Origin of the sequence: Anaerostipes sp. PC18 (genome assembly GCF_039789045.1) — a bacterium.
Lineage (GTDB): Bacteria > Bacillota > Clostridia > Lachnospirales > Lachnospiraceae > Anaerostipes > Anaerostipes hominis.
Genome location: NZ_CP121164.1, coordinates 3,230,444 through 3,247,616, shown reverse-complemented (window position 1 = coordinate 3,247,616; position 17,173 = coordinate 3,230,444). Strand labels below are relative to the sequence as shown.

General features: G+C 44.3%; 15 protein-coding genes. 12 read left to right on the top strand and 3 right to left on the bottom strand.

Going from position 1 to position 17,173, the window contains the following annotated elements:
* Positions 1–19 precede the first annotated feature (19 nt).
* On the top strand, positions 20–1,987 hold the full coding sequence (locus tag P8F77_RS17445) for a DUF2207 domain-containing protein (RefSeq protein WP_270433001.1): 1,968 nt from the start codon (positions 20–22) through the stop codon (positions 1,985–1,987).
* A gap of 25 nt (positions 1,988–2,012) precedes the next feature.
* Positions 2,013–3,329, top strand: a complete 1,317-nt coding sequence (locus P8F77_RS17440; RefSeq protein WP_024729195.1) for an ATP-binding protein — start codon at positions 2,013–2,015, stop codon at positions 3,327–3,329.
* A 230-nt stretch (positions 3,330–3,559) separates the two neighbouring features.
* Here the strand turns inward: P8F77_RS17440 and P8F77_RS17435 are convergent, their stop codons facing one another.
* Positions 3,560–3,751: a hypothetical protein gene (locus P8F77_RS17435; RefSeq protein ID WP_235824627.1), complete on the bottom strand. Its 192-nt coding sequence runs from the start codon at positions 3,749–3,751 to the stop codon at positions 3,560–3,562.
* 692 nt (positions 3,752–4,443) lie between these two features.
* Positions 4,444–5,289, bottom strand: coding sequence for a polysaccharide deacetylase family protein (locus P8F77_RS17430; RefSeq protein WP_024729196.1), 846 nt, complete (start codon positions 5,287–5,289; stop codon positions 4,444–4,446).
* Positions 5,290–5,553: 264 nt separating this feature from the next.
* On the opposite strand from P8F77_RS17430, the gene glgX reads away from it, so the two are divergent.
* The 4 genes from glgX to P8F77_RS17410 all read left to right on the top strand — a co-directional run bounded on the left by glgX (position 5,554) and on the right by P8F77_RS17410 (position 12,054).
* Entirely contained in the window at positions 5,554–7,665 is a 2,112-nt protein-coding gene (gene glgX / locus P8F77_RS17425) for a glycogen debranching protein GlgX (protein WP_024729197.1), read from the top strand.
* A 33-nt stretch (positions 7,666–7,698) separates the two neighbouring features.
* Complete coding sequence (locus tag P8F77_RS17420; protein ID WP_024729198.1) at positions 7,699–8,562, top strand: class I SAM-dependent methyltransferase; 864 nt, start codon at positions 7,699–7,701, stop codon at positions 8,560–8,562.
* Positions 8,563–8,722: 160 nt separating this feature from the next.
* Positions 8,723–9,727 carry a rod shape-determining protein MreB gene (mreB, locus tag P8F77_RS17415; protein WP_006568322.1) on the top strand — a complete coding sequence of 335 codons (1,005 nt, stop codon included), beginning with the start codon at positions 8,723–8,725 and terminating at the stop codon, positions 9,725–9,727.
* Between the two features lie 104 nt (positions 9,728–9,831).
* Positions 9,832–12,054 (top strand): ATP-dependent RecD-like DNA helicase, encoded by a 2,223-nt coding sequence (locus tag P8F77_RS17410; RefSeq protein WP_287520326.1) that lies wholly within the window; start codon positions 9,832–9,834, stop codon positions 12,052–12,054.
* 34 nt (positions 12,055–12,088) lie between these two features.
* Here P8F77_RS17410 and P8F77_RS17405 read toward each other — a convergent pair whose 3' ends face one another.
* Positions 12,089–12,724, bottom strand: coding sequence for a DJ-1/PfpI family protein (locus tag P8F77_RS17405; protein WP_024729200.1), 636 nt, complete (start codon positions 12,722–12,724; stop codon positions 12,089–12,091).
* Positions 12,725–12,831: 107 nt separating this feature from the next.
* On the opposite strand from P8F77_RS17405, the gene P8F77_RS17400 reads away from it, so the two are divergent.
* The 6 genes from P8F77_RS17400 to P8F77_RS17375 all read left to right on the top strand — a co-directional run bounded on the left by P8F77_RS17400 (position 12,832) and on the right by P8F77_RS17375 (position 17,158).
* Complete coding sequence (locus P8F77_RS17400) at positions 12,832–13,764, top strand: YafY family protein (RefSeq protein WP_009290063.1); 933 nt, start codon at positions 12,832–12,834, stop codon at positions 13,762–13,764.
* Positions 13,765–14,088: 324 nt separating this feature from the next.
* Entirely contained in the window at positions 14,089–14,334 is a 246-nt protein-coding gene (locus P8F77_RS17395; protein ID WP_024729201.1) for a hypothetical protein, read from the top strand.
* The gene (locus tag P8F77_RS17390; protein WP_024729202.1) at positions 14,315–14,641 is read left to right on the top strand and encodes a hypothetical protein; all 327 of its coding nucleotides are present in this window, start codon (positions 14,315–14,317) and stop codon (positions 14,639–14,641) included. The genes P8F77_RS17395 and P8F77_RS17390 overlap by 20 nt, the downstream gene beginning before the upstream one ends.
* Positions 14,642–15,065: 424 nt before the next feature.
* Positions 15,066–16,031, top strand: a complete 966-nt coding sequence (locus P8F77_RS17385; protein WP_024729203.1) for a sugar-binding transcriptional regulator — start codon at positions 15,066–15,068, stop codon at positions 16,029–16,031.
* The gene (locus tag P8F77_RS17380) at positions 16,012–16,458 is read left to right on the top strand and encodes a transcriptional regulator GutM (protein WP_347256209.1); all 447 of its coding nucleotides are present in this window, start codon (positions 16,012–16,014) and stop codon (positions 16,456–16,458) included. Before P8F77_RS17385 ends, P8F77_RS17380 begins: the two co-directional genes overlap by 20 nt.
* Positions 16,459–16,636: 178 nt before the next feature.
* The gene (locus tag P8F77_RS17375) at positions 16,637–17,158 is read left to right on the top strand and encodes a PTS glucitol/sorbitol transporter subunit IIC (protein WP_024729205.1); all 522 of its coding nucleotides are present in this window, start codon (positions 16,637–16,639) and stop codon (positions 17,156–17,158) included.
* The last annotated feature ends 15 nt before the right edge of the window (positions 17,159–17,173 follow it).

Genomic DNA, 17,173 nt, shown 5'->3' with positions numbered 1-17,173 from the left:
CTGACGCAGGGAGGTCATTATGAAAAAATTATGGGGCTCCGGCTTCATCGCAGTTGTCCTGCTGGTCCTGTGTATAGGGGCAGGATCTGCACTGGAAAGCATATCAGGGCTGTCTCCGTCCAGTGTGGAGTCAGACCCTTACATGTATACAAAGCAGTTTGAGACAAAGGTTGTGGTTGGAAACGACGGTTCCTATGACATTACAGAAAAAATAAACGTGAGATTCATGGAAGACCGTCATGGCATTTACCGCTATATCCCAAGAAAAGGGACCATAGCTTCCTATGATAAAAAGGGGAAGATTCAGAAAACACCTTTCTATGCTTCTGTAAAACTGCTCCGTGCCAATGAAACTGTGGATGAGAGCAGTGAAAACGGCAGCAGGGTCTTACGGTTTGGAGATGAAGACAAGACAGTGAGGGAAGGGATTTATAAGTTTGAATACCTTCTCACCCCGAAATTCCAGCAGAAAAGTTATGATAACATCTACTATAATATTTTTCCGACACAGTGGCAGAACCAGATTCCGGCAGGGAGCAGGTTTACCATCCAGTTTCCGAAAAAGTTTGATATGGACCGGCTGAAGTTTTACTGTGGGGAATATGGATCGACAAAAGAGGCCGGAGATATTCTGTCGCTGGAAAAAGACGAAAAAAATCTTACAGTGACAGGGACTTTGAAGAAAAGTCTTCCACTTGGTTCCGGTCTTACCTGCTTTGCAGAAATGGATGCCGGATATTTCAGCGGGAACCAGCAGCTCACTGCAGTCCCATGGATAATATTAATTCCATCGGTGATCATATTCGCAGTTGTCCTCTGTATGTTCCTTATGTTCGGCAGGGATGAAAAAATTATTCCATCGATCCAGTATCAGCCGCCGGAGGGACTTGACAGTGCCGGAGTGGGCTACATCATCGATGGAAAAGTTCAGGACAAGGAAATGCTCTCCCTGATTCTTTACTGGGCAGACAGGGGATACCTTACCATTGAAGAAAAGAAAGGGAAGCTTACCTTCCATAGAAAGTCGGATCTTGAAGCTTCGGCGCCGGCATACCAGAGGATTATGTTTGACGACTTATTCAACGGAGAGGATAATGTAAAGATTGACGATCTGAAATATAAATATGCGGATACTCTTAATGTGGCAAAAAGTAAACTCATCCGGTATTTTGGAAGAGAAAAGCATTTTAGTATTTATACATCGGCTTCAAAAGCGGCAAGAGGGATCTCAATGGTGCTTGCGGCTCTTCCTTTGGGATTATTTATGGCCGTTACAAGTGTTTATTCGTATACGGGGATCGCAAGGATCATCGTTCAGACTATTTTATGGATGTTGTTGTTCGGTGGGATGATCTTATTTACAGCCGCGGTGGACAGCTGGTATGCCAAAAGCAGGGACAGCAGGAGGCTGTGGGTATTCTGGGGTCTTGCTTTAAGTTTTCTGTCTGCGGCAGCTTACACAGGAAGCTATGTTGTAAGAGTCAGAAATGGAGAGATTTTCAGCTATATCTGGGTCCTGGCCACAGTGCTTGTTATGACCGGCGGAATGATCCTGATGACCGGATTTATGAAAAAGAGAACCCATCAGTGTATTGAGTGGATGGGGTATTTGGCGGGACTCCGTGATTTCATTGAGACCGCGGAGCTGGACAGAATGAAAATGCTGGCAAAAGATCAGCCGCAGATGTTTTATCACATCATGCCGTATGCCTATGTATTCGGTCTTTCCGATGTGTTTGCTGAGAAATTAAAAGATCTCGGTCTGTCTGCGCCTGACTGGTATGAAACAGACCGGCAGTTTACATTTTTTGATTATTATATCTTTAACCGGTGTTTAATGGGAAGTATGGCCCATGTGACGAATACTCTTTCCGTGCCGGAACCCCCGAAAACATCATCCGGAAGCGGAGGCTTCGGAGGAGGCTCCTTTGGCGGAGGGGGATTCTCCGGGGGCGGTTTCGGCGGAGGCGGAGGCGGAAGCTGGTAGAAGAAAATGAAAGGTGGAGGAACAAGTGTATAAAAATGTTTCAAAGTTATTGATCTATGGTGATATGGAGCCTGACTCCATTCTGATGCAGCTCAGTGATATTTTCCGCTGTATGGATGAGAAAAGCCAGACGAAGGAAGTTTTGACGACCAGGGTTTTCAGGCAGATCAAACGTATCCTTCAGGTGGCGACAGACTATGGATTCGATGAGAACCTCTGGCATAACTACCTGACATTTCTGCTGATCACCAATGAAAATCCATTCAGCATTACCTGTGAAAAGGTAGGCGCCAGAGAAGGAAGCGTGAATTATTTTGCGGAAAATGATTTCCGGGCATTTAAGGAGCTGTTTGACTATGACTTTTCGAAGATTGAAGAATATCTGGGAGTGGACTGCTTCAGCCGTCTTTCTGACTATAAAGCGATTGGAAAGCCGGAGCTTATGTATAACAAAAATGTCAGCGAGAAAGTCCGGGCGCTGAGCCGGGAGTTGGAGCAGACGAGCGATGAACATGAATATTTCCGGGTAGTCACAAACTTTTATAAGGCTTACGGCGTGGGAATGTTCGGACTTAATAAGGCTTTCAGGATCGAGGAAAAAGCCGGAGGGGGCATTACATTCCGCGCAATCAACAATATGGATAAGGTGACTCTGTCCGATCTGGTCGGATATGAGATCCAGAAGAAGAAGCTGGTCGATAACACGGAAGCCTTTGTCCAGGGGCGCAAGGCGAACAATGTGCTGCTGTTCGGAGACAGCGGTACCGGTAAATCTACCAGTATCAAGGCCATTGTCAATCAGTATTATGACCAGGGCCTGAGGATGATCGAGATATACAAGCATCAGTTTAAAGATTTGTCCAATGTGATCGCACAGATCAAAAACCGGAATTATCGTTTTATTATTTACATGGACGATCTGTCTTTTGAAGAGTTTGAGGTAGAATATAAATTCTTAAAGGCAGTTATTGAAGGCGGCGTGGAGACAAAGCCGGAAAATATCCTGATCTATGCTACATCCAACAGGAGGCATCTGATCAAGGAGACTTGGAGCGACCGGGATGATGTGAAGAATGAAAACGGTATGCACAAGTCCGATACGATGGAAGAGAAATTGTCTCTGGTAAACAGGTTCGGTGTAACAATAAGCTACTCTAAGCCTACTCAGAAGGAATACTTCAACATTGTGATACAGCTTGCAAGAAAAGAAGGGATCACGATGCCGGATGAGGAACTGCAAAAAGAAGCCAATAAATGGGAATTGTCCCACGGGGGAATATCCGGAAGGACGGCACAGCAGTTTGTGAATTATCTGATGGGAATTGAAAAGAGTGAAACCTGATAGGATAGAAGAGGGGTCATGCAATGATTTTGCTGCATGGCCCCTTTTGTAGACACAGCATTTTTTAGAGAAGATGGAATTTCATACCCGTCAAGTTGTTTTTGTTTACAATGCTTCCACGCTTCAGATTTTAAAGGCCTCTCTGGCCTGCCTGGAACACCTTCTTCCGACGGTGAGAATAATACCGGTGTGCCCTGTGGGAATACTTTTTCAGGAAGACGGCATCATCATCACATTAGATGATTCTCATAATCAGGCACCTCCATCTGATCTGCAATTTCTAAAAACGTGTCTACAATGTCGGGGTCAAACTGTGTGCCGCGGTTATTTTTCAGTTCCTGCAGTGCAATTTCCGGGTCCATTCCTTTTCGGTAGCACCGGGTGGCAGTCATAGCGCTCGTGGTGATATAGTGTCCCTTCACAGAGTCCGGGAAGCATTTTAATATCCTTTAGGATGTGAGCACCGACAATGGTATGATTTTTCATCATTTCATATTCTTCTGGAGTCAGTTTGTCCTGTTTTTTCAAAATAGCATCTGGGACGCCTATTTTTCCTACATCATGTAGTAATGCAATAAAATATACGTTCTCACAGTCGGCTTCTGTCTGATCACCTGTACCGGAAGTTAAAAAGATTACTGATAGGAATCTTTCAGGAGCATCATGACCTGGTTCAGGACAGTCTTGCTGTCATCAATGATCAATATTTTGTGCATGGGGCATATCCTTTCATAAACAGTTATATATCAGTGTGGAGTAACGGTTCAGATCACTGTATTCAAAATTATCGTAAGCAGTTTTCAAACAGCCAAGAAGATGCTGCATTTCATGTGGATAACAATAACGGTCAAGGACGGAGATGGCCTCGGAAGCCTTCACGAAAGGAATCACCGTAGGCAAAGGCCATTTTGTCATCAGTGCCAATCAGATTTATAAGTTTAAGAAGAATCAGAGATAGAAAATGCGGGCTGTATCCTGTTATAATCAATCTGTAATTAATCATCAGCTGAGGAAGGACAGCTCCAAATTTTTTTCCTCAAAAATGAAATAAACTCCTTTTGCAGAAGAGCCGTCCGGCAGACCGGGCGGCTCTTCTGGCAATTCAAAGTACATTTTATTTCTTATACCGATACACATCATTGGCACTCACCACAACATCTCCCGGATGCAGGGTGATATTTCTCGCTTCTAAGAGCTCCGATACCGTACACACCTGAAAGCCTTTCTTTTCAAGCTTAGGGAGTACCTTTTTCACAGCTTCCGCCGTAGGAGCATGAATGTCATGCATCAGGATGATATCTCCATCCCTGGCCTGCTTTAAAATGGCATCAGCGGTCTTATCTGCATTCAGTGTTTTCCAGTCCAGAGTATCAATACTCCACAGGATCAGCGGATCTTTGACCGTATTTTTGACGGTTCTGTTAATAGACCCGTAAGGCGGCCTTAAAAGTCCTACATCAGATCCGGTGACAGAAGCAATGGCTTCATTCATCCGTGACATCTGTTTTTTTACACCCTTTTTACCGAGCTTTGTGAGCAGAGGATGGTTCCAGGAGTGTCCGGCGACTTCATTGCCTGATTCCTCAACTTTTTTTACAAGGTCAGGATAATATTTTGCATTCTGGCCAAGCATAAAAAAGGTAGCCCTTGCATTGTTTTTATCCAGGGCTTTGAGTATTTTCTCCGTATTTTTTCTGGAAGGTCCGTCATCGAATGAAAATGCAATGAGTTTTTTCTCGGGATTGACTCGTTTGGGAAGAAAGGGGAAATCACCCAGATTAAATTGTGTAATTTCGCGGAGAATCTTCCGGCTCTTTTGAATCTCTCCATTGGCAGCCGAGGATTCCTGAAGAGAACTTGTCTCTTTACTGGTCCTGAACAGGTAGATGCCCTGAAAAACAATGATTGACAGCATTAAGATCAGCACTGCAGTTTGTCCTTTGTTTAATCCTTTTTTCATTTGTGCCTCCTATCCATACATAGTATTTCCGTTTTCCAGCAATCCTTGACAAAAGAACATGGAAAGGCAGGGTGAAATTACAAGCTATAATTTATTGTATGTGAACAGATCTGAATATATAATGAGTTTTTTTCATTGTTTTTGGGCGGAAGCTTCTGTTTGGAAGATTACATGGAACAAGAAAAATTTGTGTTATAATAAATATCATATTGTGAGAATTTTTGAATAACCCTTATTTGACGGAGTATAAAGGAGATGGTCTTTATGGACATCAAGAGAATCGGAGAGGCGGGACAGCTCAGATCGATGGATGTGGTAAACGGATTTGAGGTCCGTCCGGGGTTTTACTTACAGAACGGCGCCACAGCGATCGAAGGAGGCGTGAGTTTCACCGTACATACGAAAAACGGGACTGCATGTACATTAGTTTTATATGAAAGAAAGGCAAAGGAACCTTTCGCTGAAATACCGTTTCCGGAAAATTACCGGATCGGAAATGTTTACTCGATGATCGTTTTCGGCCTGGATATCCGGAAAATCGAATACAATTACAGAGTTGACGGACCGAAGGATTTAAAAAAGGGACTCTTGTTTGACAAGGAGCGGTATCTTTTAGACCCTTACGCAAAAGCCGTCACAGGTCAGAGCAACTGGGGAGAAAAACCCGAGTACAGCAGGGACTGCTACCGGGCCAGAGTCGTCTCCAATGACTTTGACTGGGGAAGAGCCAGGAGAAAACCTGCGGATATGCGGGACCTTATCATCTATGAGCTTCACACCAGGGGATTTACAAAACACCATACGTCAGATGTAAAACATCCGGGTACCTTTGACGGGATCAGGGAAAAGATTCCCTATCTGAAGGATCTGGGTATCAATGCTGTGGAACTGATGCCTATTTTTGAATTTGACGAGACGAGGGATACCAGGTATGTCAATGGAAAGAAACTTCTGGACTACTGGGGTTACAATCCTGTGAGTTTTTTTGCGCCGAATACAAGCTACAGCTCGGAGAAAGAATTTAACAGAGAGGGTACAGAGCTTAAATACCTGATCCGGGAACTTCATGACAATGATATCGAAGTGATCCTGGATGTGGTGTTCAACCACACGGCGGAGGGAAATGAGAACGGTCCGTTCATATCTTTTAAAGGATTTGACAACAATATATATTATATGCTTACGCCGGACGGAAAATATTATAATTTCAGCGGCTGCGGCAATACACTGAACTGTAACCACCCGGTCGTTCAGAATATGATCCTGGACTGTTTAAGGTATTGGGTGACGGATTACCGGATCGACGGATTCCGGTTTGATCTGGCGTCTATTCTCGGAAGAAGTGAGGACGGTTCACCCTTAAGCAAGCCTCCGCTTTTGGAAAGGCTGGCATTTGACCCGATCCTAGGCCGTGTGAAATTAATCGCAGAGGCATGGGATGCCGCGGGTCTTTATCAGGTGGGTACGTTCCCGTCATGGAACCGGTGGTCTGAGTGGAACGGCAGATACAGGGACGATATGAGAAGATTCCTGAAAGGAGATCCGGGCCTTGTGAAAGCCGCGGCCCAGAGGATGAGCGGCTCCAGGGATATCTATGACAGGGAGAGCCGCGGCGATACAGCTTCGGTAAATTTTATTACCTGCCATGACGGATTCACTATGTGGGATCTTTATTCCTATAATGAAAAACACAATCTGGATAACGGATGGGACAATACAGACGGAGACAACAATAATAACAGCTGGAACTGCGGTGCAGAAGGGTGGACTGACCGGCAGGATGTGATAAGGCTCAGGAAAAAGCTTGTGAGAAATGCTTTTGCGGCGCTGATGACCAGCCAGGGTGTCCCGATGATGTATGCGGGGGATGAATTTTTAAATACCCAGTACGGCAATAACAATGCCTACTGTCAGGATAATGAAATCTCGTGGCTGAATTGGGATCTGCTTTTGGAAAATCATAAGATCTCTCAGTTTGTCAAAGAGATGATCCGGTTCAGAAAAAAACATCCGGTGTTAAGATCCAGAGGGAAGAATGCGCTGTGCGGACTGCCCTCGGTCAGCTTTCACGGAGAAGAGCCGTGGAAGTTTAAGGAGGATTACGAAAACCACCTTCTGGGCGTCCTGTTTGCCGGGAGAGAAAAAGATAGTGACACAGATGACATTGTTTATGTTATGATGAATATGCATTGGGAGCCGCATACCGTGAGGCTTCCGGAACTTCCACTGGATTATTTCTGGGAGATTTTTTCAGACACGGCCGACGAGCCGAAAAACGGCCGGCTGCCCGGAGGGGAGATCCGGCTGGAAGAGCGGAGTATTATCATATTAGAAGGGAACCAAATGGGACGGAAGGGAAATGTCATCTGTCTCTAAAGATAAAGTTTAAGTAAAGGAAGAGAATGTAAGATGTGGATTGCAGATCAGTGGAACGATTATGAAGTTTTAGATACTTCTTGTGGTGAAAAATTAGAAAGATGGGGAGACTATTATTTAGTACGGCCGGACCCTCAGGTTTTATGGCAGACACCAAAGAAGTTAAAGCAGTGGAAGAAGCCCAACGGACATTATCACAGGAGCAGCAAAGGCGGCGGACAGTGGGAGTTCTTTGATCTCCCGAAGACCTGGGATATCAGGTACAGGGAGCTTATATTTCATTTGCAGCCATTCAGTTTTAAACACACAGGAGTTTTTCCGGAGCAGGCGGTGAACTGGGATTGGTTTTCAGATAAGATCAGAAAGGCCGGGCGCCCTGTGAAGGTGCTGAACCTGTTTGCCTACACAGGAGGCGCGACATTAGCGGCAGCCGCAGCCGGGGCAGCCGTCACCCATGTGGACGCTTCCAAAGGCATGGTAAACTGGGCAAAGGAGAATGCCCAGGCTTGCGGCCTGAAAGACAAACCAATCCGATGGCTGGTGGACGACTGTGTGAAATTTGTAGAGAGGGAGATCCGCCGGGGGAACCACTACGATGGGATCATCATGGACCCTCCGTCATACGGCCGGGGACCGAAAGGAGAGATCTGGAAGATCGAGGAGAAGATTTTTCCGCTTGTTCAGCTTTGTACAAAGATTTTGTCGAAAAACCCCTTATTTTTTCTGATCAATTCTTATACGACCGGACTTCAGCCGGCTGTGCTTTCCTATATGCTGGGAACGGAAGTCAAATCAAAGTTCGGCGGGAAAGTGACGGCAGATGAGATCGGGCTGCCGGTTTCTTCAAATGGCCTTGTTCTGCCATGTGGAGCCTCAGGCAGATGGGAATCGGTATAGATATTTCAGAAATCTTAATTTTTGCTGAATTTTGTTGGAATACGTAAAAAACAATTGAAATTTTTCTAACTTTGTTTATAATTAAAAAGAGCGTGTATACGAATAATTGACATTTAACATAATGATAATAATAGAAAATTCGAAAGGGGAATTTTGAAACATGGCAGGTTCAGATATCGGAATTGATTTAGGTACGGCCAGTGTCCTGGTTTACGCAAAGGGCAAAGGAGTCGTTTTAAAAGAGCCATCCGTAGTGGCATTTGACAGAGATACAAACAAGATCAAGGCAATCGGGGAAGAAGCCCGTCTGATGCTGGGAAGAACACCGGGGAATATCGTGGCAGTGCGTCCGCTGCGCCAGGGTGTGATTTCTGACTATACAGTGACAGAAAAGATGTTAAGCTACTTCATCAACCGCACCGTCGGAAAGTCTATCTTCGGACGGAAGCCGCGCATCAGCGTGTGTGTGCCAAGCGGTGCCACAGAAGTAGAGAAAAAGGCAGTTGAGGATGCGACCTATCAGGCAGGTGCAAGGGAAGTATCCATTATTGAAGAACCTGTTGCGGCAGCCATCGGCGCTGGAATTGATATCGCAAAGCCATGCGGAAATATGATTGTTGACATCGGAGGAGGAACAGCCGATATCGCCGTTATTTCCCTTGGAGGCGTTGTTGTCAGCACTTCCATCAAAGTTGCCGGAGATGATTTTGATGAGGCAATCGTGCGCTACATGCGCAAAAAACATAACTTACTGATCGGTGAGCGTACTGCTGAGGACATTAAGATCAACATCGGTACAGTCTACAAACGTCCGGAAAATGCAACGATGGATGTCCGCGGAAGAAACCTTGTGACAGGACTTCCAAAGACCGTTACCGTTACATCCGAAGAGACAGAAGAGGCTTTAAGAGAGCCTGCTTACCAGATCGTAGACGCTGTTCACAATGTACTGGAGAGAACTCCGCCTGAGCTTGCGGCCGATATCTCAGACCGCGGGATCGTTCTGACCGGAGGAGGATCTCTGATTCAGGGTCTGGAAGAACTGATCGAATCTAAGACAGGAATTAACACGATGACAGCAGAAGATCCTCTGACAGCAGTTGCCATCGGAACGGGAAAATACATTGAATTTTTATCCGGAGAAGACAAAAAGGGCGAGAAATAATCACTTAGTTTTTCAGCACTTTTTTATGCCGGAAGAGGACAACCAGGGTATTTTATCCTGGTTGTTTTGTTACGCCGGGCGTTTGGATAAAGGAGGGGAGAAGCATGGGACGGATTTCCGGATATGTTGACCATGTCCGTTTTCGGAATGAAGACAATGGATATACGGTTCTGAGTCTTGATATGGACGGCGATGAGGAGACTGTGGTCGGTGTGTTCCAATTTCTGCACGAAGGCGAGTATATGGAACTGGAAGGTGAATATGTGGAGCATCCGGTACATGGACCCCAGTTTCAGATGACTTCTTATGAGGTTACTATGCCGGATGACATTCAGAGCATGGAACGGTACTTGGGTTCCGGGGCCATCAAAGGGGTTGGCCCTGCGATTGCCAAGAGGATTGTCAAAAAGTTTAAGATGGATACCTTCCGCATCATTGAGGAGGAACCGGAGAGGCTTGCAGAGGTAAAAGGAGTCACTGAAAAGAGAGCACGCAGCATTGCAGTGGAGTTTTCCGAGAAGCAGGAAATGCGTCAGGCCATGATGTTTCTGTCCGACTATGGGATTACCACCAATCTGGCGGTGAAGATTTTTAAGGAATACGGTGATAAGCTGTACGGCGTAATTCAGAATAATCCTTATCAGATGGCGGATGATATAGAAGGCGTAGGATTTAAGATTGCTGATGAGATCGCCAGACAGGTAGGCATCGGCAGCAGTTCGGATTACCGGATCATATCGGGCATTTTTTATACCCTGATGCAGGGCCTTGCGTCGGGGCACATCTATCTGCCCAAAGAAATCCTTTTAAGAAATACTTCAAGGATGCTTGAGGTGGAAGAGGAGATGATTGAACCTCATCTTTTGGACATGATGATAGAGAAAAAGATCATAATAAAGGAAGAAGAGGACCAGACAAGAATTTACGGGGCGGCCCAGTATTATCTGGAACTTAACACGGCCAGGATGCTGTGTGATCTCAATATGACTTACGATGTGTCTGTTTCCGAGGTGAGGACCATGATCGCAAAGATTGAAGACGGTCTTCAGATCACCTTTGCGGAGAAACAGAAAGAAGCCATAGAAGCCGTTGCCGAAAATGGAGTCGTGATTCTGACCGGAGGACCGGGAACGGGAAAGACAACTACGATCAACGGAATGATCCGCTACTTTGAGTCTGAAACTCTGGATATCAGACTCGTGGCCCCCACAGGGAGGGCGGCAAAGCGGATGACAGAGGCTACCGGATATGAGGCAACCACCATCCACAGGCTGTTGGAACTGAACGGGGATTCCAGCAGCGGGGACAGCATGAAGTTTGAACGAAATGCCGCTAATCCTGTTGAAACCGATGTGATCATCGTGGATGAGATGTCCATGGTGGATATTTTTCTGATGAATTCCCTTTTAAGCGCTGCGGTTCCGGGTACAAGGTTTGTGTTCGTCGGAGATGCCAACCAGCTTCCTTCCGTCGGTCCGGGAAATGTGCTGAAGGATATGATCGCTTCGGGATCTTTTAAGGTGGTGGAATTGAATCAGATCTTCCGGCAGGATGAAGCCAGTCACATTGTAAGCAATGCCCACAGGATCAATGAGGGGAAGTCTATTGAGCTCGATAACAAGAGCAGGGACTTTTTCTTCCTTGAGAGAGAGAGGCTCGGAGATATTTTAGGTGTTCTGGTATACCTGGTGAGAGATAAGCTGCCCGCTTATGTAAATGCCAAGCCGTATGATATCCAGGTGCTGACTCCTATGCGCAAGGGGGAACTGGGTGTCGATAAGCTCAACGAAGTGCTTCAGGAATATCTGAATCCTCCGGCGGAGGAAAAACAGGAGAGACAGGCAGTTTCCTGCCTGTTTCGTGAAGGCGACAAGGTCATGCAGATCAAGAACAATTACCAGATGGAGTGGGAAGTAAAGAATGAAAAAGGATTTACCGTAGAAGAAGGCAAAGGTGTATTCAATGGCGACATCGGACGGATCATAAGGATCAATGACTACACGGAGAAAGTCACGGTAGTCTTTGACGATATCAGGGCAGCGGAATACTCTTATTCCATGCTGGATGAACTGGAGCTTGCCTATGCGGTGACGATCCACAAGTCACAGGGAAGTGAGTATCCGGCAGTGGTCATGCCTCTGCTTACGGGACCGAGAGTTTTGTTTAACAGAAATCTTCTCTACACTGGAGTAACCCGTGCAAAACAGTGTATTACGATGGTGGGCCGGAAGTCAACAGTACAGCAGATGATCGAGAACGTAAATGAACAGAAGAGATATTCGACGCTTTGTCAGAGGATCAATGAACAGGAAGAACTGATGCCTTAGGTGCCTCGGTTCTTTTTGATCTTTAATACTGATATCATCCTTTTTCAGACGGCAAAGTCTGCATAAGTGCAAAGAAATATTGAGGTTCACCGGTACTGAAGTATTTGTACCACGATTCCAATGTGTCTGATTGAAAAACATCTAAATACTCAATAATGTGTTTTGTCCACAACAAAGCCCCGGTGCAGCTTGCAGTAATAAGGTTGTTTTCTGCTACTGATGGCTTGTCTATATAAAAACTTTGTCCGTTATAATCAGGAGAAACCATTTCAAGAAATCCCGGCCCGTTACTGGTATGCGGACGCTGATCTAATAGCCCAAAGTTGGCAAGCGCTGCAGTAGCCCCGCAAATTGCACATACCGCAGCACCTAAAGTAAGAAATTCACTTGCTTTCTCGATGACAGCGACATGCTTTGGGTCGTTCCATGTATCTGCTCCCGGCAAGAGCAACATACTTGTTTTACTCACAACAATATCATTAATTAAGCAATCCGGCACGATGGTCAGCCCGCCCATTGTATGGATTGGTTCCCTAGAATAGCTGACCATTTTAAGCGATACATGTTGCGCGCCCTTTTTGAAAAATCTTCCGGAATTAAGCTCCGAAATAACATGTCCCAGTTCCCAGTCGGCTAAAGTATCAAGAACATAAACATAAATTGTAAACATAAATTTCCTCCATTTTCATTGTTTCATTGATTTGTTTGCTTCATCATTGTACTATGTAATTGTTGACAGCATTATGGCCATAATCTAAATCGAAAGGCGATTATTAAATGAAAGTAGACAGACTGGTCAGTATTATTATGATACTCCTTGATAAAAAACGTATAGGCGCACAGGCGTTAGCAGATATGTTTGAAGTTTCACCCCGCACAATCTACCGCGACATAGACGCTATTAACATGGCGGGGATTCCTGTTCGCGGGGCATCAGGAGTAGGCGGCGGCTTTGAAATCATGCCGGAATACAAGATTGATAAAAAGGTCTTTTCTACTGCTGACCTTTCCGCTCTTCTGATGGGGCTTTCCAGTCTTTCCAATATAGTCCGGGGTGATGAACTGGTGCATGCTCTTGCGAAAGTAAAAAGTTTTATCCCTGCCGACAGAGCGAAAGATATTGAATTAAAATTAAATCAAATATGTATAGATTTAAGTCCATGGCTGGGTAACAGCAACATACAAACATATTTAGAAATTATCAAATCAGCTTTGCAGGAAAATAAACTACTTTCGTTTGAATATATAGCCCACCGCGGAAAAAGCACCACGCGAACAGTTGAGCCGTATCAGCTTGTAATGAAAAGCAGTCATTGGTATTTACAAGGATATTGCCATAAAAGAAAAGATTTTCGTTTATTCAGACTATCTCGTATGTCAAACCTACAAATGCAAGAGGAAACTTTCGCACTTCGAGATTATCAAAAACCAATTTTAGACTTTACAGATACGTTGGAGACTTTGCAAACAGAAATCAAAATCCGAATTCATAAATCTGTGATGGATAGAGTGCTTGATTTTTGCTCTTATGAAGACTTTTCACCAGCCGGTGAAGAGCATTACATTGTCAGTTTTCCCTTCATAGAGAACGAATACTACTACGATATTCTTTTAAGTTTCGGGGATAAATGCGAGTGTTTAGAGCCATCACATATCCGCGAAGAAATGAAACGCAGAATTCATGACATAGCTGCCTTGTATCAAAACTAAGATAAAAATTAAATAAATTTAATTAAGAGATTTATGAAAAAATCCTGTCAACAGGCGTTTCAGATGTTGGCAGGATTTTTTCATAGGAAAGTTCTACGACCTTCCCTATGAAATAAAAACGCTCCGCGGGTTGTGCACAGATGCGTAAGGAAATTATTTGCCTGCGGCAAATTGCATCTGGCACGCAAAGTTGTCAGGCCCCTCAAAGATTGAGGGGTTGGGGAGTTGAAGTGGGCTTGCCCACTTTGTTCATGTGTCGATATGATGTATAATGAAATGGATATATTAGGAAGACAGCAAAAGATATAGGGGAGGTAGCGGACAATGGGGATTCTCGATGTTTTATTGTCATCTGCTGTGATTGTAGCATTGATAGAATACATTTCTAAAAATAAGTCTAATAATATTCAATACATTACCAGTGCCAGAAGTGAGTGGAGAAAAGACATGAAACAGACAGCCTGTAATCTGTATCAGGCAGACAGAGAACATATTGGAGATGTGTTTGCAGAGCTAAAGGTCAATTTAAATGGATATGGATTCCTCGTCAGTGAAAGTTATTACAAATAACAGTATCGGGCGCAGCATGATTGAAGCGGTACAGATGATCTACGGTGACTGCCCGAATATTGCCTGCATAGGACTGAAACTTTCTTGTATCTCCGATTATGATCGAATGTGCGGAAAACTGGTGGAGACGGTCAACTGTGCAGACTGGGCTTTTTTCGCAAAGAACGGGGGAGATGGTAAGAAGGGGTGTTTCCATAATATGTTTATCAATACGGTTATGACGGACGAGGATCTGCAGTATACTTTTGACGTGGCGGATGAGGCATTTAAAATTGTTACAAAAAAATATCCTGAGATATTAATTTAGAAAACATCTGTAACTGAACATACGGATCAATGATGAAAAAAACCGGGATTTGCTCACCGGTTTTTTTGTTTTTAAGAATGGAAGCATTTTCTGAATAGAGAAATTCCTAGACTTGGCAAGTGAAAAAGTCAGGAGAATTAAACAAAAAAAGATCGAAAAAAGGTTAAAAAATTAACATAGTTACCAGAGGCTGTATACAATCACTTGAATTATTTGTATAAAATACTGTACAATTATATCTGTGATTTTTTTAACGATTTTTTAGAACAAATGTAAAAGCTTATGTTTCAAAAAAGTCTACTTCGACATTTGTTCAACGAAATTGCATTGATAAAGATTTAAGATTTTGATAGAGTTATTGCATGATAATTAATACAATCTATGGCATCATGGGATGGACATTAATACAAACAGGAGAAAACATATGAAAAAGATAGTGGATGATTGGAGATTGATTTACAAATGCTGCAGCTTATATTATGAAGATGATATGAAGCAGCAGGATATCAGCGATTACCTTGGGATTTCCAGAGCAACGGTTTCAAGAATGCTTCAGAAAGGCAAGGAAAGCGGGATCGTAAGAGTCGAAGTCATCAATCCGGTACAGTTTTCGTATGGCAAGCTGGAAAAGGCATTGGAACGGAAATATGGTTTAAAGGAAGTTGTGGTAGTGGAAAGCAGCCCGCTGGACACAAAGACAGATTCGATTTCCAGGCTGTATGAGAAGGCGGCACTGTTTCTTTCACAGTATTTTAAGGACGGGGATTACATAGGTGTTTCTATGGGATTCACCCTGCACAACGTAGCCCGCACCAACCGTGCATTTTCTAAGGAGAATCACTATATGTTTGTCCCGATCCTCGGTGGAGTAAGCCAGGGAACCGTTTCCAAAGTAGACGTGCAGGCCAACCAGATCGCAAAGGAATTTGCAAAGAAATTCGGCGGGACTTACACCCAGTTCCTTACACCTGCGGTTTTTTCTGAACGGAAGGTCATGGAGTACTTTTTGAAAGAGAAATCTGTGAACTATATCTTTGAAGACTTCAAGAAGCTGGACACTATTGTCATGGGAGTGGGTATCCCGGAAAGCGGAGGCTCCACGCTCATTCAGGCGGGTTATCTGACCAAGGAGGAGATGGATCAGTATGTTAAGCAGGGAGTTGCAGGGGACATTGCCCTTCAGTTCTTTGACAAAGAAGGGAATGCGGAACCGTTTCAGCAGTTTAATGAGAGAGTTGCAGGAATGACATTTCCTATGATCAAAAAGATCAGAAACCGTATTGCCATCGCAGGCGGAGCCAACCGGGCCGAAGCCGTAAAGGGAGCCATACGCGGAGGATATGTCAATATGCTGATCACAAATAACGAATGTGCTGAGAAGCTGTTATGAGAAAGGGGTACATTTAAAGATGCAGGGAATTTCGGTGTTTTTATTAGTTATCTTTGTATTGTTTGTTGTTCAGGCTGTCGGAGGATATTTTCAGGTGAAGGATTACCGCAGGGCGGTGAGGAGAGTTCATCAGCTTGGAAACGTCGGGATCGGCCAGAAGAAGGGAAGATTTCTCTCGGGGAATATTGTAATGATCGCGTGCGACAGCAGTGGGATCATCACAGGCGGAGAAATCATGGAGGGACTAAGTTTTCTCACGAAGTTTAAGCCCATTTCCAAAATTCTCGATAAGGAGATGGTAGGGACGAGTATTTATGAGCACCTGGATGTATTCCGGGGAATGGATAAGAAAAGAAGAAAATATTACAAAGGATATATCCGGGCACTGGAGGCTCTGGATATGCGGCTTCAGGGAACGACCCTTTAGTATTACTTTGGAATATATATATAGACTGACAAGATTGCAAAAAGAAGACTGACTGAACTTGTTTTGAGGGCCCAAAAGCATGTTTTAGATTGGTTTTTCTTTTTTGGAAATTTTGTCTGACAATATTTTATATATATAGGAAAAATTGATATATTTCAATTAAGAAGGAGGAGAAAATATGGAAATCATATCTAACGCTGCCAACGGATTTATTAAGCTATTCCAGGAGGGCGGTACCACATTTATGGGATGGGTTACCGGAATCATCCCGCTGGTTGTCTGCCTGATGACAGCCGTTAACTCAGTGATCAAGCTGATCGGAGAGGAGAGGGTGGAACGCTTCGCACAGAAGCTGACCAGATTTGCAGTACTTCGCTATACACTGCTTCCAATCATCGCGGTGCTGTTCTTGGGAAACCCGATGTGCTATACCTTCGGACGTTTCGTAGAAGAAAAATATAAACCTGCTTATTATGACTCCTGTGTAAGTTTTGTACACCCGGTTACCGGACTTTTCCCACATGCAAACCCCGGCGAACTGTTCGTATACACCGGTATCTCAGCCGGTATCACGAAGCTCGGTCTGTCCATTGGAGGACTTGCCGTGAGATACTTTATCGTCGGTGTGATCGTCATTCTGATCCGCGGATTGCTGACGGAACAGATTTACTTCAGAATGACTGGAAAAGCAAACAAATAATCTGTGGGAGGAGGA